At 68.6% G+C, this 15,096-nt stretch carries 17 protein-coding genes; 10 read left to right on the top strand and 7 right to left on the bottom strand.

The features are described 5' to 3' along the window. The first annotated feature begins 100 nt into the window (after positions 1 to 100). A complete protein-coding gene (locus O5O43_RS15360) occupies positions 101 to 799 on the top strand; it encodes a MarC family protein (protein WP_271084774.1) in 699 nt (232 codons plus the stop codon). Between the two features lie 10 nt (positions 800 to 809). Here O5O43_RS15360 and neuB read toward each other — a convergent pair whose 3' ends face one another. From neuB to O5O43_RS15340, 4 genes are read right to left on the bottom strand one after another with little or no spacing between them, the layout of a single operon-like run. Next, positions 810 to 1,826, bottom strand: coding sequence for an N-acetylneuraminate synthase (gene neuB / locus O5O43_RS15355; protein WP_271084773.1), 1,017 nt, complete (start codon positions 1,824 to 1,826; stop codon positions 810 to 812). Then, positions 1,823 to 2,491, bottom strand: a complete 669-nt coding sequence (locus O5O43_RS15350) for an acetyltransferase (RefSeq protein ID WP_271084772.1) — start codon at positions 2,489 to 2,491, stop codon at positions 1,823 to 1,825. Before O5O43_RS15350 ends, neuB begins: the two co-directional genes overlap by 4 nt. Before the next feature lie 45 nt (positions 2,492 to 2,536). Then, positions 2,537 to 3,334: an SDR family oxidoreductase gene (locus O5O43_RS15345; protein ID WP_271084771.1), complete on the bottom strand. Its 798-nt coding sequence runs from the start codon at positions 3,332 to 3,334 to the stop codon at positions 2,537 to 2,539. 1 nt (position 3,335) lies between these two features. Further along, a complete protein-coding gene (locus tag O5O43_RS15340) occupies positions 3,336 to 3,830 on the bottom strand; it encodes an Rrf2 family transcriptional regulator (RefSeq protein WP_271084770.1) in 495 nt (164 codons plus the stop codon). A gap of 190 nt (positions 3,831 to 4,020) precedes the next feature. Here O5O43_RS15340 and O5O43_RS15335 point away from each other — a divergent pair, with 190 nt between their 5' ends. Both O5O43_RS15335 and O5O43_RS15330 read left to right on the top strand, forming a co-directional pair. Further along, complete coding sequence (locus O5O43_RS15335) at positions 4,021 to 5,991, top strand: potassium transporter Kup (protein WP_271084769.1); 1,971 nt, start codon at positions 4,021 to 4,023, stop codon at positions 5,989 to 5,991. Beyond that, a complete protein-coding gene (locus O5O43_RS15330) occupies positions 5,988 to 7,382 on the top strand; it encodes an RsmB/NOP family class I SAM-dependent RNA methyltransferase (protein ID WP_271084768.1) in 1,395 nt (464 codons plus the stop codon). The genes O5O43_RS15335 and O5O43_RS15330 overlap by 4 nt, the downstream gene beginning before the upstream one ends. On the opposite strand, the gene O5O43_RS15325 is transcribed toward O5O43_RS15330, so the two are convergent. The 3 genes from O5O43_RS15325 to prmC form a co-directional block, all read right to left on the bottom strand. Then, positions 7,379 to 8,716: an ATP-binding protein gene (locus O5O43_RS15325; RefSeq protein WP_271084767.1), complete on the bottom strand. Its 1,338-nt coding sequence runs from the start codon at positions 8,714 to 8,716 to the stop codon at positions 7,379 to 7,381. The two genes, O5O43_RS15330 and O5O43_RS15325, sit on opposite strands and share 4 nt — an antisense overlap. Before the next feature lie 78 nt (positions 8,717 to 8,794). Next, the gene (locus tag O5O43_RS15320; protein WP_271084766.1) at positions 8,795 to 9,844 is read right to left on the bottom strand and encodes a DUF4167 domain-containing protein; all 1,050 of its coding nucleotides are present in this window, start codon (positions 9,842 to 9,844) and stop codon (positions 8,795 to 8,797) included. A gap of 284 nt (positions 9,845 to 10,128) precedes the next feature. After that, positions 10,129 to 11,013 (bottom strand): peptide chain release factor N(5)-glutamine methyltransferase, encoded by an 885-nt coding sequence (gene prmC / locus O5O43_RS15315; RefSeq protein WP_271084765.1) that lies wholly within the window; start codon positions 11,011 to 11,013, stop codon positions 10,129 to 10,131. Positions 11,014 to 11,174: 161 nt separating this feature from the next. Here prmC and O5O43_RS15310 point away from each other — a divergent pair, with 161 nt between their 5' ends. The 7 genes from O5O43_RS15310 (at position 11,175) to O5O43_RS15280 (ending at position 15,024) form a co-directional block, all read left to right on the top strand. Further along, positions 11,175 to 12,416 carry a YihY/virulence factor BrkB family protein gene (locus O5O43_RS15310; RefSeq protein WP_271084764.1) on the top strand — a complete coding sequence of 414 codons (1,242 nt, stop codon included), beginning with the start codon at positions 11,175 to 11,177 and terminating at the stop codon, positions 12,414 to 12,416. Positions 12,417 to 12,459: 43 nt separating this feature from the next. Next, positions 12,460 to 12,729, top strand: coding sequence for a hypothetical protein (locus O5O43_RS15305; RefSeq protein ID WP_271084763.1), 270 nt, complete (start codon positions 12,460 to 12,462; stop codon positions 12,727 to 12,729). A 181-nt stretch (positions 12,730 to 12,910) separates the two neighbouring features. Next, positions 12,911 to 13,123, top strand: coding sequence for a cold-shock protein (locus tag O5O43_RS15300; RefSeq protein ID WP_271084762.1), 213 nt, complete (start codon positions 12,911 to 12,913; stop codon positions 13,121 to 13,123). Positions 13,124 to 13,221: 98 nt separating this feature from the next. Next, complete coding sequence (locus O5O43_RS15295) at positions 13,222 to 13,941, top strand: heme ABC transporter permease (RefSeq protein ID WP_271084761.1); 720 nt, start codon at positions 13,222 to 13,224, stop codon at positions 13,939 to 13,941. Between the two features lies 1 nt (position 13,942). Beyond that, on the top strand, positions 13,943 to 14,095 hold the full coding sequence (gene ccmD / locus O5O43_RS15290) for a heme exporter protein CcmD (RefSeq protein ID WP_271084760.1): 153 nt from the start codon (positions 13,943 to 13,945) through the stop codon (positions 14,093 to 14,095). Beyond that, a complete protein-coding gene (locus O5O43_RS15285; protein ID WP_271084759.1) occupies positions 14,092 to 14,691 on the top strand; it encodes a DsbE family thiol:disulfide interchange protein in 600 nt (199 codons plus the stop codon). The genes ccmD and O5O43_RS15285 overlap by 4 nt, the downstream gene beginning before the upstream one ends. A 96-nt stretch (positions 14,692 to 14,787) precedes the next feature. Continuing rightward, a complete protein-coding gene (locus tag O5O43_RS15280; protein WP_271084758.1) occupies positions 14,788 to 15,024 on the top strand; it encodes a hypothetical protein in 237 nt (78 codons plus the stop codon). The last annotated feature ends 72 nt before the right edge of the window (positions 15,025 to 15,096 follow it).

Genomic DNA, 15,096 nt, shown 5'->3' with positions numbered 1-15,096 from the left:
GATTTCGCTGAAGTCGTGAATCAAGGTCCAGTGGTTTCTGGGTCTGATCCGACCGGAAAACCGCTCACACTTTTCCGGATCAGACCTTAAGGGACAGGCAATGGACGCGCTCGATCTGGGGGTCAACCTGTTCGTGACCTTGTTCGCCCTGCTGGACCCCCTGGGCAACATCCCGATCTTCGCGGCGGCGACGGCCGGGGCGACCCTGCGCCAGCGGGTGTCGGTCTCGGCCCTGATCTGCCTGTTCGCCGCAGTCTTCCTGGCCTTCTTCTTCTTCACGGGTCTAGGCTTGCTACAGTTCTTCGGCATCTCGCTGGCGGCGTTCCGGATCGCGGGCGGGGTGCTTCTGTTGCTGTTGGGTCTGGACATGGCGCGAGGCGACTTCCTGTCCAGCTTCACCGACAAGGACGCGGCCTCGGACCTGAACGACGTGCGCGGCTATGCGCGACGGAGATTCCAGCGGCTGGTCGTGCCGTTCGCCATCCCCCTGATGATCGGGCCGGGCGCCATCTCGGCCATCATCATCCAGGCCGGCGAGGCCGAGAAGCTCGGCCCGGCGGGGACGGTCGCGTCGCTGGCCGCCATCGCGGCGGCGTCGCTGGTGTCCTTCTTCTGCTTCACCCTGACGGGGCCGCTGGGACGGATCCTCGGCGATGTCGGCCTGGCCATCATCGTGCGGGTGCTGGGTCTGATCCTGTGCGCCCTGGCGATCCAGTTCATCATCATGGGTCTGGGCGAGGCTCTGCCCGGCATGTTCGCCGGGTCGGTGACCACGCCCTATCCGGCGGGCGGGCACTGAGGAGAGGGCGTCAGGCGAGGTCGGCGTCGGTCAGCTTCGTCCCGGCCCGGATGGCCCGCACCGCCGCACGCCCCACGACGTCGCCCTGTTTCGCCGCCGAGATCCCGTCGCCCGGCCTGAGCGCGATGAGGTCGTCGGGCGAGACCACCGCTCCCGCCGCGATATCCCGCGCGGCGAACAGGCTGCGGCGCGCCACGGTCATGATCTCGCGTTCGGCCTCGACCGGGCGTTTGACGCCGTCGCCGAGCGAGGCCTCCACCGCGCGGATGCCGGCGATCAGGCGAGCGAGGCCCTCCGGGTCCATCGACATGGCGTGGTCGGGGCCGGCCAGGGCGTTGTCGAGGGTGAAGTGCTTCTCGATCGCCGACGCCCCACGCGCCACGGCGGCGAGGGAGACGGCGTCCCCCAGGGTGTGATCCGACCAGCCCACCGGCCGGCCGAAGGCCTCGGCCAAGGTGTCCATGGCCTTGAGGTTCGCGTCCTTCGCCGGAGCCGGATAGTTGGAGACGCAATGGAGGATCGTCAGGCCGGGATCGCCCTCGGCCTCGATCCAGTGAACGGCCTCTGCGACCTCGTCCAGCGTGCTCATGCCGGTGGACAGGATGACCGTGCCCTCGTGATCGGCCGCCAGTCGGGCCACGCCGCGCACGAAGGCTTCGTGGGTGATCTCGCCGGAGGCCAGTTTGAACTTCGTCATCCCGATCCCGGCCAGGAAACGGGCGCTGTCGAGGTCGAAGGGGGAGGACATGAACTCGATCCCCACCGCGCGGCAGTGGTCGGCGATGCGGGCGAAATCGGCCTGAGGAAGCTCGAATCCCTTCAGCATCTCCACGGCCGAGGGCGCCCCGGCGTTGGCCTTCTGGTATTCGGCCAGGGGCGCGTCGACGGCGATGACCTTGTCGGTGGTGAAGGTCTGGAATTTGACCGCGTCGGCCCCGGCCGCCTTGGCCACATCGACGAGGCGGAGGGCCAGGTCGAGGTCGCCATTGTGGTTCACACCGGCCTCGGCGATGAAGAAGACCGTCATTTCGCCTCCAGGGGACGGGCGGGGTTGCCGATCACGGTGACGCCCGGCGCCACATCCTTCGTCACCACCGCTCCCATCCCGATGACACAGCCGCGCCCGAGCACGAGGGGCTTGCCGGGCGTTCCCTGACGGATCACCGCGCCCGTGCCGACATAGACATGATCCTCGACCACCACATTGCCGTTCAGGCTGGCGCGGGGGGCCAGGGTGACATGGTCGCCGATCACACAGTCATGGGCGACATAGGCGTAGATGTTGCACTGGAACTGGCGGCCGATGCGGGCGTCGGCCGTGACCATGCTGAAGGGCTGGAACACCGCGCCCGGCCCGCAGTCGAGATCGTCGGGCAGGATGACGTTCTCGGCGCAAATCGACAGGGGCTTGCAGCCCGCCTCCTCCAGCCGATCGGCGATGGTCTGGCGCACCACGCCGTCGCCGATGGCGATGGTGAAGTATCGATCGCCTTCCAGAGCGACGAACTCGGCCTCGGACAGGATCGGGACGCCGCTGACAGGGTCGCCGCCGTCGCGGTCGACGAAGACGATCCGGCCGGGCTCGATCTTCAGCTGGGGGTGATGACGGACGAAGGCGCGGGCGACGGGCAGGACCTCGCGCGCGAAACCGCCCGTGCCGATGATGCCGAGGGTTGGGCCGTGCTGCGCCATGTCCCGGTGTTCCGTTGATTTGCCCGTCGGCTCAAGCCGGGGCGATCAGATCCGCTTCAGCCGCCGCGCATGGCCGGCGACCATGTTCAACGCCAGGCCCTCGGGCAGCAGCTTGCCGAGCATCGCCAGCACGTTGTTCATGGCGCCCGGCGTGACCCTCGGCCGGTCCGCCTCGCAGGCGTCATAGGCCACGCGGGCCACATGCTCGGCCGTCTGCCACATCCAAGACGGATAGGCGGATGACACCTGCTCTCGCGAGCCGTTCACGTCGTGGAACTCGGTCAGTGTGTAGCCGGGGCAGAGGGCGGTGACGTGGACGCCGGTCCCCCGCGTCTCCAGCCACAGGCCTTGGGACGCCTTGATCAGGAAGGATTTGATCGGGCCGTACAGGGTGTCCCCACCGGTCGCGGGCATCTGGCCGGCCAGGGAGGCGACGTTGATGACCCTCCCGAAGCCGCGCTCGACCATGCCGGGCAGGAACAAGCGCGACAGGGCGACGGGCGCCGACAGCATGACCTGCACCATCGCCGCATGCTGGGCGGGGTCGGTCGCGAGGAATCCCGTGGTGCGCGAGAAGCCCGCGTTGTTGATCAGGCCGTCGACGGTCAGGCCTCGCTCCGCGATGGCCTCGACCAGTTCGACAGGGGCGTTCGGGTCGGCCAAGTCGGCGGTGATGACGGTCGCGGTCTGGCCGTGGGTCTTCCAGATCTCCTCGGCGAGCGCCGTCAGGGGGCCTTCGCGCCGCGCCGTGAGGATCAGGTCCCAGCCCTTTTCCGCATAGACCCGCGCCAGGGCCGCCCCGATGCCGGCAGAGGCGCCGGTGATCAGGATCGTGCGCGTCACCTTAAGCGGCGACGGCGCCGGCGGCGCGGATGGCCTCGGTGCAGGCCGGGTGCGGCTCCAGACCGTCCAGGGCGGCGGATGTCTCGGCCAGCAGGTCGGCGATGGTGATCTTGGACAGGGATTCCGAGGCGGCCTGATCGGCCAGGGTCAGAACCTTGGCCACCTGGCGCGGGATATGCTCCCCGATGGGGCAGCCCTTGGCTCCCTGAGGCGGCGAGCCCAGGTGGGCGCAGCCGTTGACGGCGCTGAGCACCTCGTCCAGCCGGATCTCCTCGGGCCGCCGCAGCAGCCATGAGCCGCCGGACGCGCCTGGGCGGGTGGCGATCAGCCCGGCCTTGGACAACAGGGCCGTCACCCGGCGGATGACCACCGGATTGGTCGGCACCGACGCCGCCAGGATGGCGCTGGGGCAGGCGCGCGCGGCGTCATACGCATCCTTGTGGGCCAGATAGGCCAGGGCGTGAGCAGCGACGGGAAAGCGTTGACTGTCTGACATCTTCGTCCGGTTCCAGCTCCCAAGGTAGGCACGCACGACGGGATTCACAAATCCTCGTCTCGCCGCAGGGACCGGCTTGCCGAACACGGTGCAACTGAAACCGTTTCCATGCGATTGAACCGGCCGCGGAATGAGCCTAAACGCCCTCCGCTTTGATGGGCCCGCCGACCGCGGCGCCCGGAGGATATTCATGGCTGGGGACGCATCCCCCGGCGACGGCGCTCCCCCCGCCTCGCCTGCTCAGACCACCGCCGCCCCCGCTGGTTCGGGACACGGCTCCCACGCCGCCCATGGCGTCGGGAAGGCTGGCTTCTGGGCGCTGACCCTCGGCGCCGTCGGCGTCGTGTTCGGCGACATCGGCACCAGCCCCCTCTACGCCCTGCGAGAGGCGATCGCCCATGCCCAGCAGGGTATCGGCGGCGAGTTGGCCATCATCGGCGTGGTTTCGCTGGCCTTCTGGGCCCTGATGGTCGTGGTGACGTTCAAATACGTCATCTTCCTCATGCGCGCGGACAACAAGGGCGAGGGCGGGACCTTGGCCCTGATGGCGCTGGCGACCCATGCGATCGGCCGCCGGTCGGCGTGGATCTTCATTCTCGGCGTCTGCGGCGCGGCGCTGTTCTATGGCGACGGCATCATCACGCCCGCCATCTCGGTGCTTTCAGCGATCGAGGGTGTGAAGGACGCGCCTGGCGTCGGCACGCGTCTGGACGCCTTCATCGTGCCGATCGCGGCCGCGATCCTGATCGGCCTGTTCCTGGTCCAGTCGCGCGGCACGGCCGGGCTGGCCAAATGGTTCGGCCCCCTGACGGCCCTGTGGTTCCTGTCGCTGGGCGCGCTCGGCCTCTATCACATCTTCGACGACATCTCGGTCCTGCGGGCCCTGTCGCCCCACTACGGCGTCATGCTTCTTCTGAACGACGGCTTCCTTGGCTTCATCATCCTGGGCAGCGTCTTCCTGGCTGTGACAGGAGCCGAGGCCCTGTACGCCGACATGGGCCATTTCGGTAAGGCGCCGATCCGCGCCGGCTGGCTTTGCTTCGTCCTGCCCTGTCTGACGCTGAACTATCTGGGTCAGGGCGCCCTGATCCTCGACAATCCCGCCGCCGCCGAGAACCCGTTCTGGTCCATGGTGCCGGAGTTCGCCTACTGGCCCATGCTGGCCCTGGCGACCATCGCGACCGTTATCGCCTCGCAGGCGGTCATCACCGGCGCCTTCTCGGTGACGCAGCAGGCCGTCCAGCTGGGCCTCCTGCCCCGCATCGACATCCGCTTCACCTCCGAGACGCAGGCCGGACAGATCTTCGTGCCGGCGGTGAACACCTTCCTGATGGTCGGGGTCCTGACCCTGCTGTTCGTGTTCCAGAGCTCGCACAACCTGACCGCCGCCTATGGCGTGGCCGTCACAGGGGTCATGCTGATCAACACCCTGATGGCCTATTCGGTCATCACCAAGAAGTGGAAATGGCCGCTGTGGGCGACGCTGGCCTGCCTGGTCCCGTTCGGCTTCATCGACAGCGTCTTCCTGACCTCCAACCTGTTGAAGATCCCCGACGGGGCCTGGCTGCCGCTGGTGTTGGGCGCGGTCCTGGTTTTGGTCATGTGGACCTGGACGCGCGGGTCGCAAATCCTCTCGGCCAAGTCCAAGAAGGACAGCCTGCCTCTGACCGACCTGATCGAGATGCTGCGCGCCCGTCCGCCGCACCGCTCGCCCGGCACGGCCATCTTCCTGACCAGCGACCCGGACGTCGCTCCGGTCGCCCTGATGCACAATCTCAAGCACAACAAGGTGCTGCATGAGAAGAACGTCATCCTGACCGTCCGCACCACCGACCGGCCGCGCGTGCACGAGAGCGAGCGCGTCCTGATCGAGCCGATCAATGACGACTTCAAGAAGATCACCCTCAGCTACGGCTTCATGGAAAGCCCTGTGGTGCCCCGCGCCCTCAGCCAGTGCCGCAAGCAGGGGGTGAAGTTCGACATCATGTCGACCAGCTTCTTCCTCGGCCGCCGCTCGGTGGTGCCGTCCGCGTCGCAGGGGATGCCCCTGTGGCAGGACAAGCTGTACATCTTCCTCATGCGCAATGCGGCCAACCCGACCGACTTCTTCCACATCCCGCCCGGGCGCGTGGTCGAACTCGGCACGCAGGTCTCGGTTTGAGCGGGGGGACGCCCGAGGGCAAGAACTCGGGCGCGCGTGGCCGTCGCATGGCCGACAAGGCGCGCGGGCCGCGCCGCGAGCCGATCGTGCGGACAGGCGAGCCCGATGCGGCCGCCGATATCGGGGTCGAGGCGCGCATCGCGGCCGGGGTCCTGCTTAACGCCGCCCTGGAGCGTCGCAACGGTCTGGACGAGGCCATGGCCTCGGCCGAGCTGAAGTCCCTGCCCGGCCCGGATCGCGCCTTCGCCCGCGCCGTGGCCATGGCGGCCCTGCGACGTCTGGGCGAGATCGACGCCATCCTGAACCGCCGCCTGCAGAAGTCGCCGCCGGAAGCCGTGCGGACCATCCTGCGCGTATCGCTGGCCCAGACCCTGGTGCTGGAGACCCCCGCTTTCGCCGCCGTCTCGACCGCTGTGAAGCTGGCGGAACGCGATGCGAAGACGCGGCCCTACAAGGCGCTGGTCAACGCGGTGCTGCGCGGGATCGAGCGCGAAGGGCCCGGACTGACGACGGCGGAATCGAACCTGCCCGACTGGATCGCCGCGCGTTGGAAACAGACCTATGGCGAGGCGACGCTGGCCGCCATCGCCTTGGCCGCCCGCGACGAACCGCCGACCGACCTCAGCCTCAAGCCCGATACGGACGCCGCCGCCCTGGCCGAGGCCGTCGAGGGAGCCGTCCTGCCCGGCGGCACGGTCCGTTCGGGCCTGCGCGGCGATGTCGCGACCTGGTCCGGCTATGAGACCGGCGGCTGGTGGGTGCAGGACGCGGCCGCCGCCGTGCCGGCCCGTTTGCTGGCGCTCAAGGCCGGCGAGACCGCGCTGGACATGTGCGCCGCGCCCGGCGGCAAGACCCTGCAGTTGGCCGCCACCGGCGCGACCGTGGTCGCGCTGGACCGGTCCGAGCCGCGCCTGCGTCGCCTGCGCCAGAATCTTGAGCGCACGGCCCTCTCGGCCGAGATCGTCGTCACTCCAGGCGAGGACTGGGAGGACGGCCGCACCTTCGACGCCGTCCTGCTGGACGCGCCGTGCACGGCCACCGGCACCCTGCGTCGCAACCCGGAAGTCCTTCGCGCCACCAAACCCGCCGACGTGGCCAAGCTGGCGGACGTCCAGCACCGGTTGCTCGACGCGGCCGCCGGGCGTGTCGGTCCAGGCGGCCGCCTGGTCTACTGCGTCTGCTCGCTGGAACGGGAAGAGGGCGAGACCCAGGTCATCGCCTTCCTGCGACGCAATCCGTCGTTCAAGACTGCACCTGCCGATCCGGCCACAGTCGGCGCGCCCGACGAAGCCCTGACGCCCGAAGGCTGGCTGCGCATCCTGCCCTCGATGTGGGCCGAGACCGGCGGTGTGGACGGCTTCTTCGCCGCACGGCTGGAGCGGGTCGGCTAGGCCGCCACCTTCGACCGCAGGTCCTCGGCTGACCCCAGAGCCCGATTCAGCGCCGCCGCCAGCGCCGGAATGTCCAGCGGCTTGGTGAGGTAGTCGCGGAACCCAGCGTCCCTGCCGCGCTTGACGTCCTGCGGCATGGCGCTGGCGCTGAGGGCCAGGACCGGAATGCCGCGCGTCAGGGGATCGGCGTCCAGACGCGCCTTCAGCTCGAACCCCGACAGTCCCGGCAGGTTGATGTCCAAGAGGATCACGTCGGGCCTCAGATCCCGCGCCAGCGACAGACCCTCGTGCCCGTTCTCGGCCACATGCAGCTGGATCGGGCCGAGCGCGGCGATGACGTGGCGCATCAGGGCGATGTTGGACGGGTTGTCCTCGACATAGAGCATGGTCGCGGCGGGCAGCGTCCCGGTCGGGATCGATGAGGCCGTGATCGGGGTCGAGACCTGACGGGCCAGAGGCAGGTGCAGGGTGAAGGTCGAGCCCTCCCCCGCGACGCTGGCGCACTCCAGCCGGCCGTTCATGGCCTCGGCCAGACGACGCGATACGGCCAGACCGATGCCGGTTCCGGCGACGTCGGAGGTCTCGCGACCCAGACGGTTGAAAGGTTGGAACAGCTCGGCCATGCGGTCCTCGGGAATGCCGACGCCGGTGTCGTGCACCGACAGAGCGACGCCCTCGGCGGTCTGGCGCACCTCCAGAAGGACGTCGCCGCCCTCGCGATTGTATTTGATGGCGTTGGACAACAGGTTGCTCAGCACCTGGCGCAGCCGGGTCCGGTCGGCGACGACGCCCAGGCCGGCGGTCGGGGCCGGCGCGCGCAGGGTCACCCCGGCGGCCTCGGCGGTGGGACGGAGGTTGTCGCAGACCTGGCGCACGACCAGCTGGGGATCGACACGCTCGACCGACATCGACAACTTTCCGGCCTCGATGCGGGCGAGGTCCAGGACCTCCTCGATCAGGCTAAGCAGTTGCTGGCCGGAGCCCAGGATCTGTTCGACGGCCTGGGACTGACGGCGCGTCAGCGGCTCGGCCTGCTCATTCATCCGCATGAGCTCGGCGAAGCCGATGACGGCGTTCAGAGGCGTGCGCAGCTCGTGCGACATGCCCGCCAGAAAGTCGGACTTGGCTTGGCTGGCGGCGGCGACGGCCTTGGCCTGTTCGTCGGAGGCTTCGAGCGCCAGACGCAACTCCTGCGTGCGCTCGGAGATGCGACTTTCCAGAGAATCGTTCAATTCGGCCAGACGTGTGGACTGTTGTCGAGCCTGCAGGCCCAGCCTCACGCCTGCGAGACAGCCCGCCAGGGCTAGGGCGACGATGAGCAGTACGAATTCCATGGCGCAACCTCCGTTGTCGGAGATTGCACACTCATGGGTTGTATAATGGTAAACCGGACGCGCCGTCCGGCCAGTGGTCTACTCGCCGTCGGCGGGCGCTTCGGCCTTCTTGCGAGAAGCGCGGCGTTTGGGCGCGGCGGCTTCTTCCGTCGCTTCCGGCGCCGGTGCGGGGGCCGGAGCGGCGGGCGCCGCCGACCGGGTCAGGAAACCGGGCAGGGCCTGGGCCGTATCGACCGGACCCTCGGCGCGGGGCGCGCGGGTGCGACGGGCGGGACGCTCGGCGGGTTCCGCGGCGGCCTCGACCGGGGCGGGCGCCTCGGCGGGCGGGGCGTAGCTCACCGGGGCGGTGGAGGCGATGAAGTCGCCCCCCACTCTCATGTTGTCGTCCCGGCCGCTCTCGGCGCGGCCCTCTTTGCGACCCTCAGCCTCTTCCCAGGTGCGCGTGTCGGGCGTGCCGCCCTCGGCCTCGAAGCGGCGGTTGCGTTCGTCGCGGCGACGCTCCCAGCGTTCGCGGCGGGTCTCGCGACGACCGCCTTCCTGACCCTCGCCGTCGGCGCGCGGCTGCCCATCCTGGTTCTGATTGTCGCGGTTCTCGCGAGGGGGGCGCGGGGTCCAATCGCGGTCACGATCGCGGTTCTGATTGCCCTCGCGCTGGCCGTCGTTGTTCTCGCGCGGGGGACGCGGCGTCCACTCACGCTGGCCTTCATTGTCGCGGGCCTCGTTCTGCTGCTGGGCGGCGCGGTCGGCGGCCTGTTGGGCGGCGAGGAAGGCGGCGGCCTGGGCCCCGGTCTCGTCCTCGAAATCGATGTCGTAGCCCTGGTTGGACAGTTCGCGCGCGGCGATCTCGCTGACCGGACGGGCCGGCTGCAGGGCGCGCAGGACGCGGAAATAGTGTTCGGCGTGCTGGAGATAGTTCTCGGCCAGAACCCGGTCGCCCGACGAGGCGGCGTCGCGGGCCAGCTGCTGGTATCGCTCGTAGACGGTCTGGGCGTTGCCGCGGACCTTGATGTTCTCGGGGCCTTGCGAATCCCACGACCGGTTCGGGTTGGCCGCATTCGCATTGCCGCTGCCGCCACCGGGCTTCCGGTTGCGACCGCGCTGACGCTTCATGCCCTTGAAATCTCTCATCGGACGCTACCGTGTGCTTTCGAGAGAACGGCCGGATCGCCTATCGGCGCCGGAGTCGTTCGTTTCGTCGTTCCGTGTCGCGCGGGGCCAATCCCCGCTGTCGATGTGATCGGAAATCTGTCGCCGCCCCGTGGTCCGCCGGACAACTGGCCCGACCGTCACATGCCCCGAGCGCGCGAACTGGGCCGTGGATCGGTCCGAGGCGTGCGGTTTGGGTGGGAGACAGAGGAAGACTTAGCGTGCGTCAGCCGCCTTTCCAAGGGGTTTGTTGGGCCGGTCCTCGATCACGACTGGCGGATCGGCGTCGTGCGCGGGTCCGGGCCGTTGGTGACCACCCGGTGGCGGTCGCCCAGATCCTTGACCACCTTGACGTCCGTCAGTCCGGCCGCCTCGAACAGGGCCTTCACGGCATCGCCCTGATTCCAGCCGATCTCGACGGCGAATATTCCGCCAGGCTTGAGGATGCGAGCGATCTCGGGGGCCAGGTCGCGATAGGCCTGCAGCCCATCCGGCCCACCGTCCAGCGCCAGCAGCGGATCATGCTCGCGCACCTCTGGATCGAGGCCGGCGATGTCGTCGGACGGAATATAGGGCGGGTTGGACACCACCAGATCGAAGCTCGCGTCGCCGAACCCGGCCGCCCACTCGGTGCGCAGGAAGGTCGCGCGATTGTCCAGACCCAGGTTGGCCGCGTTCTCCTTGGCCACGGCCAGAGCCTCGGACGAAATGTCCGTGCCGACCCCGTGCGCGCCCGGCCGGTCGCCGAGCACGGCCAGAAGTATGGCGCCCGACCCGGTGCCCAGATCGATGACGCTGAAGGCCTGGGCGGGTTCGAAGGCCAGCATGGCGATGTCGAGGATGGTCTCGGTGTCCGGGCGGGGGCTGAGCACGTCGGGCGTGACGTTCAGCATGATCTTCCAGAAGCCCTTGCGGCCGAGGATGCGCGACACCGGTTCGCGTTTCAGCCGGCGCTCCAGATAGCCGGCCAGCGTCGCGGACTGCTCCGGCGTCAGAGGCCGGTGCGGGTCGGTCAGGATTTCCAGACGGCTTGCGCCCGTCGCAGCCTCCAGCAGGAGGCGGGCGTCGATGGCCGGGCTGTCGATGCGGGCGGCCTTGAGCTCGCCTTGCGCGGCCTTCCAGGCGGCGACGAGTGTCGTGGGTTGGGTCATTGTTCGGTCGGGGTCGTCTCGGCGGAGGGCGTCATGGAGGGCGGAAAGCCTGCGCGTCGCCTGCGTTCCCGCTCGTGGCGGCGCTGAGTGCCTCAAGCACGACTTTCAGGCAAGGTCAGCTTGGCCGGAACATCGGCCGCAGCCGAGCCGTTCACCCGCCGATGAAGTCGCCCCTGCCGATCCGCCCGACCCGCCGTCGAAACCTGCTGTCCCGTCCTTGGGCCTTCGTCGTCGCGGTCGTCGGCGGCCTGGGTGCGGGGGCGGGCGCGGCGCATCTGCTCTACACCCAGGGTCATAAATACGGGGTCGAACTCAGACCCGAACGCCCGCAGCCGACCCCGCCGAAGCCGCCGACGCCCGAGGACTATGAGGCCAAGGAGCCCGGCCGGGGGCGGATGGCCCAGCGCCCGCACCAGATCCCGCACAAGGGCTGGATCGACATCTTCTGGCGGGTCGGCGGAGCCTATTTCGGAGACCGGGTCGGCTTCGTGTCGGGTGGCGTGACCTTCTTCATCCTGCTGTCTCTGTTTCCCGCCCTGGCGGCCTTCATCACCATTTACGGCCTGTTCGCGGATCCGACCGATGCGGCCGGGCGCATCGCCTTTCTCTATTCGGTCCTGCCGTCGAACGTAGCTCAGTTCATCAATGTGGAGCTGACCCGACTGGCGGCCGGCTCGACGGGCCAGTTGACCTTTACCCTGTTCTGGACCCTCGCCCTGTCGCTATGGACGGCCAACAACGGGATCAAGACCCTCTTCTACGGGCTGAACGTCGCCTATCACGAGGTCGAGAAGCGCAATATCGTCAACTACAATCTACTCTGCTTCGCCTTCACCCTGACGGGGTTGGCGGCGGTGCTGATGAGCGCCGTGCTCGTCGTCGGCGTGCCCGTCGTGTTGGGCGTCTTCGGGCTGGCGGACGACTGGGAGCGACTGGCGCCCCTGCGCTGGCCCCTGCTGTTCCTGGGCTATGTCGGCGCCCTGACGATCATCTATCGCTTCGGCCCCTGCCGCCAGCGCGCCCGCTGGCGGTGGCTGACGCCGGGCGCCCTCTTCGCCGCCTCGCTCAGCGTCTTCGTGTCGTTCATCTTCAGCTGGTACCTGACCACCTTCGTGCGGCTGGACTCCTACGGCCCGCTGGCGACCGCCATGGGCTTCCTGCTGTGGACGTGGATTTCGGTGCAGATCATCCTCATGGGCGCGGAGGTGAACGCCGAGATCGAGCACCAGACCGCCGTCGACACCACCACCGGAAGCCCAGAGGCTATCGGCGAACGCGGGGCGGTCATGGCCGACAGTGTCGGTCCGCGGCGCGGCAACCCCGCCGCCCTGACCTTCACCCTCAAACACGCCGAAGCTCTGGCGGACCGGCTGTCGCGACGCCGCAACCGGGCGCAAAGCTGAGCCGGAGTCGCAAAATCGGGTCGGAGCGCCTATCTCTCTGTCCATGAGTAACAACTTCCGTCCCACGACCCTAGAACGCGCCTACGAGCTTGCCCGCAGCGGACAGTGCCGCACCGTCGGCGACATCAAGTCGAAGCTGCAGCAGGAGGGTCACGAGCGGGTCCAGGATCGCCTGTACGGCGGCTCCCTGACGTCGGCCCTGCGCAAACTCTGTGTCGAACACTACGTCGCCCCGGAAGGCGTGGAAGAGGTCGTGAAATCGGCTGCCGTCGACCTGGAAGACGAGGACGAGGACGGTCCGGTCCCCGCCTGAGGCGCGCGAAATCCGGAGCAAGGTTGTGCCCAGGCGATAAGCGGCGTATATGGAGCCCGTCGATCTCTCTGCGTAACGCCCTCTCTCTTTGCGTCCGCACCGAGTTTCTGGCCGATCCCATTCAGACCCGACAGGCTTCAGGCGCTCTTGTCTGATGCGAACTGCTTATGGAGGTCATGAAATGGCTACCGGCACTGTCAAATGGTACAACTCCACTAAAGGCTACGGCTTCATCGAGCCTTCGGACGGCGGCAAGGACGTCTTCGTCCACGTCTCGGCCGTTGAAGGCGCAGGCATGAACGGCCTGAACGAAGGCCAGAAGGTTTCCTACGAAGTCGAGCGCGACCGTCGCTCGGGCAAGGAATCCGCTGGTCAGCTGAAGGCCGCCGAATAGTCCTTCAGGGATTTTTCGAACGATCGCGGGGTCGGGGCGCAAGCCTCGGCCCCGTTTTCGTTTGAACCGGCCCCGCTCCACGCGTAATCGCGCGGACGATGTTCGGCCTCGCCAATCCCGCCCGTTTCATGAGTTTCACCCGGCCGCTGACGCCGGTGCTGTGGGCCGTGGCGGTCGTGCTGCTGGCCGTCGGGATCTGGCTGAGCTTCGCCGCGCCCGGCGACTATCAGCAGGGCGACACGGTCAGGATCATGTTCGTCCATGTGCCCGCCTCGACCCTGGGCCTCTCGGCCTATGCCGCATTGGGCGTCTCCAGCTTCTTCGCCCTCGTCTTCCGCCACCCGCTGGCCGACGCCGCCGCCCGCGCCGCCGCCCTGCCCGGCGCCGCCTTCACGGCCCTGGCCCTGATCACCGGCTCTCTGTGGGGCCAGCCGATGTGGGGGACCTGGTGGGTCTGGGACGCCCGGCTGACCTCGGTGCTGGTTTTGTTCCTCTTCTATCTCGGCTATATGGCCCTGCGCGCGTCGATCGACGATGAGACAAAGGCCGCCCGCGCCGCCGCCGTCCTGGGTCTGGTCGGTCTGATCAACCTGCCGATCGTGAAGTTCTCGGTAGATTGGTGGAACACCCTGCATCAGCCGGCCTCCCTGCTGCGCGCCGGGGGCTCCAGCCTCGACCCGGTCTTCCTCGCCCCGTTGCTGACCATGATGGCCGCCTATGGCGCCCTGTTCCTGGCCGTCTGGCTGACGTCGATCCGAACGGAGATCACGCGCCGTCGCGTCCAGACCCTGCGCGCCCGTCAGGCGCTGGAGGCGTAGAATGCTCGATCTCGACATGAGCCCCTACGCCGCCTTCGTCTGGCCCGCCTGGGGCGTCAGCGTGCTGGTGCTCGGCGCCGTGGTCGCCCGCGCGCTCTCCGCCTCGCGCAAATGGAAGGCGGAGCTGAAGCGTCTCGAGGACGACGCGTCGTGAAGCGCTGGTTGGCCGTCATCCCGCTGGTGGTGCTCGCGGCCCTCGCCGCCCTCTTCATCGGCTGGTCGCTGAAGCGCGATCCCGAGTTCAAGCCGGACGCTCTCGTCGGCCAGTCTGTGCCCGAGACCGTCCTGCCCATCCTCCAGAACGGTGTCGCCGGTCCCCAGAACGTCGACATCCGCACCGCGGGGGTCGGCAGGCCGATGATCGTCAACGTCTTCGCCAGTTGGTGCGCGCCGTGCCGAATCGAGCATCCGAGGCTGCTGGCGCTGAAAGCGCAGGGCATCGCCGTCGTCGGCGTCGCCTACAAGGACGAGCCCGAGGCGACCCAGGCCTTCCTCGACGAACTGGGCGATCCCTTCGCCATGGTTCTGGTGGATCGCGAAGGTCGGGCCGGTCTCGATCTCGGCGTCTCGGGCGTGCCCGAGAGCTTCGCCGTCGACGCCATGGGCCGGATCGTCGCCAAATCGTCGGGACCTCTGCTTACCGACGCCGACGTCGAGCGCCTGACAACCGCCCTCGACGCCCCGCTGCGGCCGTTGCCGACGGCGACCACGCTGGACGAAGCCAAGGCGCGCCGGGACGCCGCGCAGTAGCCGCCGGGCTCGAGCAGCGAGACGCCGCGCGTCGAGCGGTAGCCACCAAAGAAGCCCGTTAACCCTTTTTCGACAGGAATCGTTAACCCTGTCGGCATGAGCACGATCCGGCCCGACGTCCCGTCCTCCCTGCCCGCCGCCAACCCTGTCGGTCCGTCGGCCCAAGCGAAGGCCGCGCAGGCCGCCTTCTTCCGCGCGGCGCTGAACGGCGTACAGGCGACCGCGCCGCAGCCACAGGCGCCGACGAGCCAGACTGCCCAAGCGACGTCGGCGTCCGAGCCCGAAACCCAGCGCCTGCCCCGCCTCGGCCAGCTTCTCGACATCCGGGTCTGATTTCCCGCGACCGAAGGTGACCCCGGCGCCCCCGGGTGCTAGACGCGCGCGCATCCTCACCTCCCCCAGGAT

The sequence above is a fragment of the Brevundimonas sp. NIBR11 genome (assembly GCF_027912535.1).
Taxonomy (GTDB): domain Bacteria; phylum Pseudomonadota; class Alphaproteobacteria; order Caulobacterales; family Caulobacteraceae; genus Brevundimonas.
The sequence above is the reverse complement of the archived record's forward strand: the minus strand, read 5'-3'. Positions and strand labels throughout refer to the sequence as shown.

Bases quoted from the DNA above. Each gene is read 5' to 3' on its own strand.
- O5O43_RS15300 (WP_271084762.1), top strand. From the start codon at position 12,911: ATGGCTACCGGCACTGTCAAATGGTACAACTCCACTAAAGGCTACGGC.
- prmC (WP_271084765.1), bottom strand. From the start codon at position 11,013: ATGACCCAACCCACGACACTCGTCGCCGCCTGGAAGGCCGCGCAAGGC.
- O5O43_RS15310 (WP_271084764.1), top strand. From the start codon at position 11,175: ATGAAGTCGCCCCTGCCGATCCGCCCGACCCGCCGTCGAAACCTGCTG.
- O5O43_RS15305 (WP_271084763.1), top strand. From the start codon at position 12,460: ATGAGTAACAACTTCCGTCCCACGACCCTAGAACGCGCCTACGAGCTT.
- O5O43_RS15320 (WP_271084766.1), bottom strand. From the start codon at position 9,844: ATGAGAGATTTCAAGGGCATGAAGCGTCAGCGCGGTCGCAACCGGAAG.
- O5O43_RS15295 (WP_271084761.1), top strand. From the start codon at position 13,222: ATGTTCGGCCTCGCCAATCCCGCCCGTTTCATGAGTTTCACCCGGCCG.
- O5O43_RS15340 (WP_271084770.1), bottom strand. From the start codon at position 3,830: ATGTCAGACAGTCAACGCTTTCCCGTCGCTGCTCACGCCCTGGCCTAT.
- O5O43_RS15335 (WP_271084769.1), top strand. From the start codon at position 4,021: ATGGCTGGGGACGCATCCCCCGGCGACGGCGCTCCCCCCGCCTCGCCT.
- O5O43_RS15360 (WP_271084774.1), top strand. From the start codon at position 101: ATGGACGCGCTCGATCTGGGGGTCAACCTGTTCGTGACCTTGTTCGCC.
- neuB (WP_271084773.1), bottom strand. From the start codon at position 1,826: ATGACGGTCTTCTTCATCGCCGAGGCCGGTGTGAACCACAATGGCGAC.
- O5O43_RS15325 (WP_271084767.1), bottom strand. From the start codon at position 8,716: ATGGAATTCGTACTGCTCATCGTCGCCCTAGCCCTGGCGGGCTGTCTC.
- ccmD (WP_271084760.1), top strand. From the start codon at position 13,943: ATGCTCGATCTCGACATGAGCCCCTACGCCGCCTTCGTCTGGCCCGCC.
- O5O43_RS15350 (WP_271084772.1), bottom strand. From the start codon at position 2,491: ATGGCGCAGCACGGCCCAACCCTCGGCATCATCGGCACGGGCGGTTTC.
- O5O43_RS15280 (WP_271084758.1), top strand. From the start codon at position 14,788: ATGAGCACGATCCGGCCCGACGTCCCGTCCTCCCTGCCCGCCGCCAAC.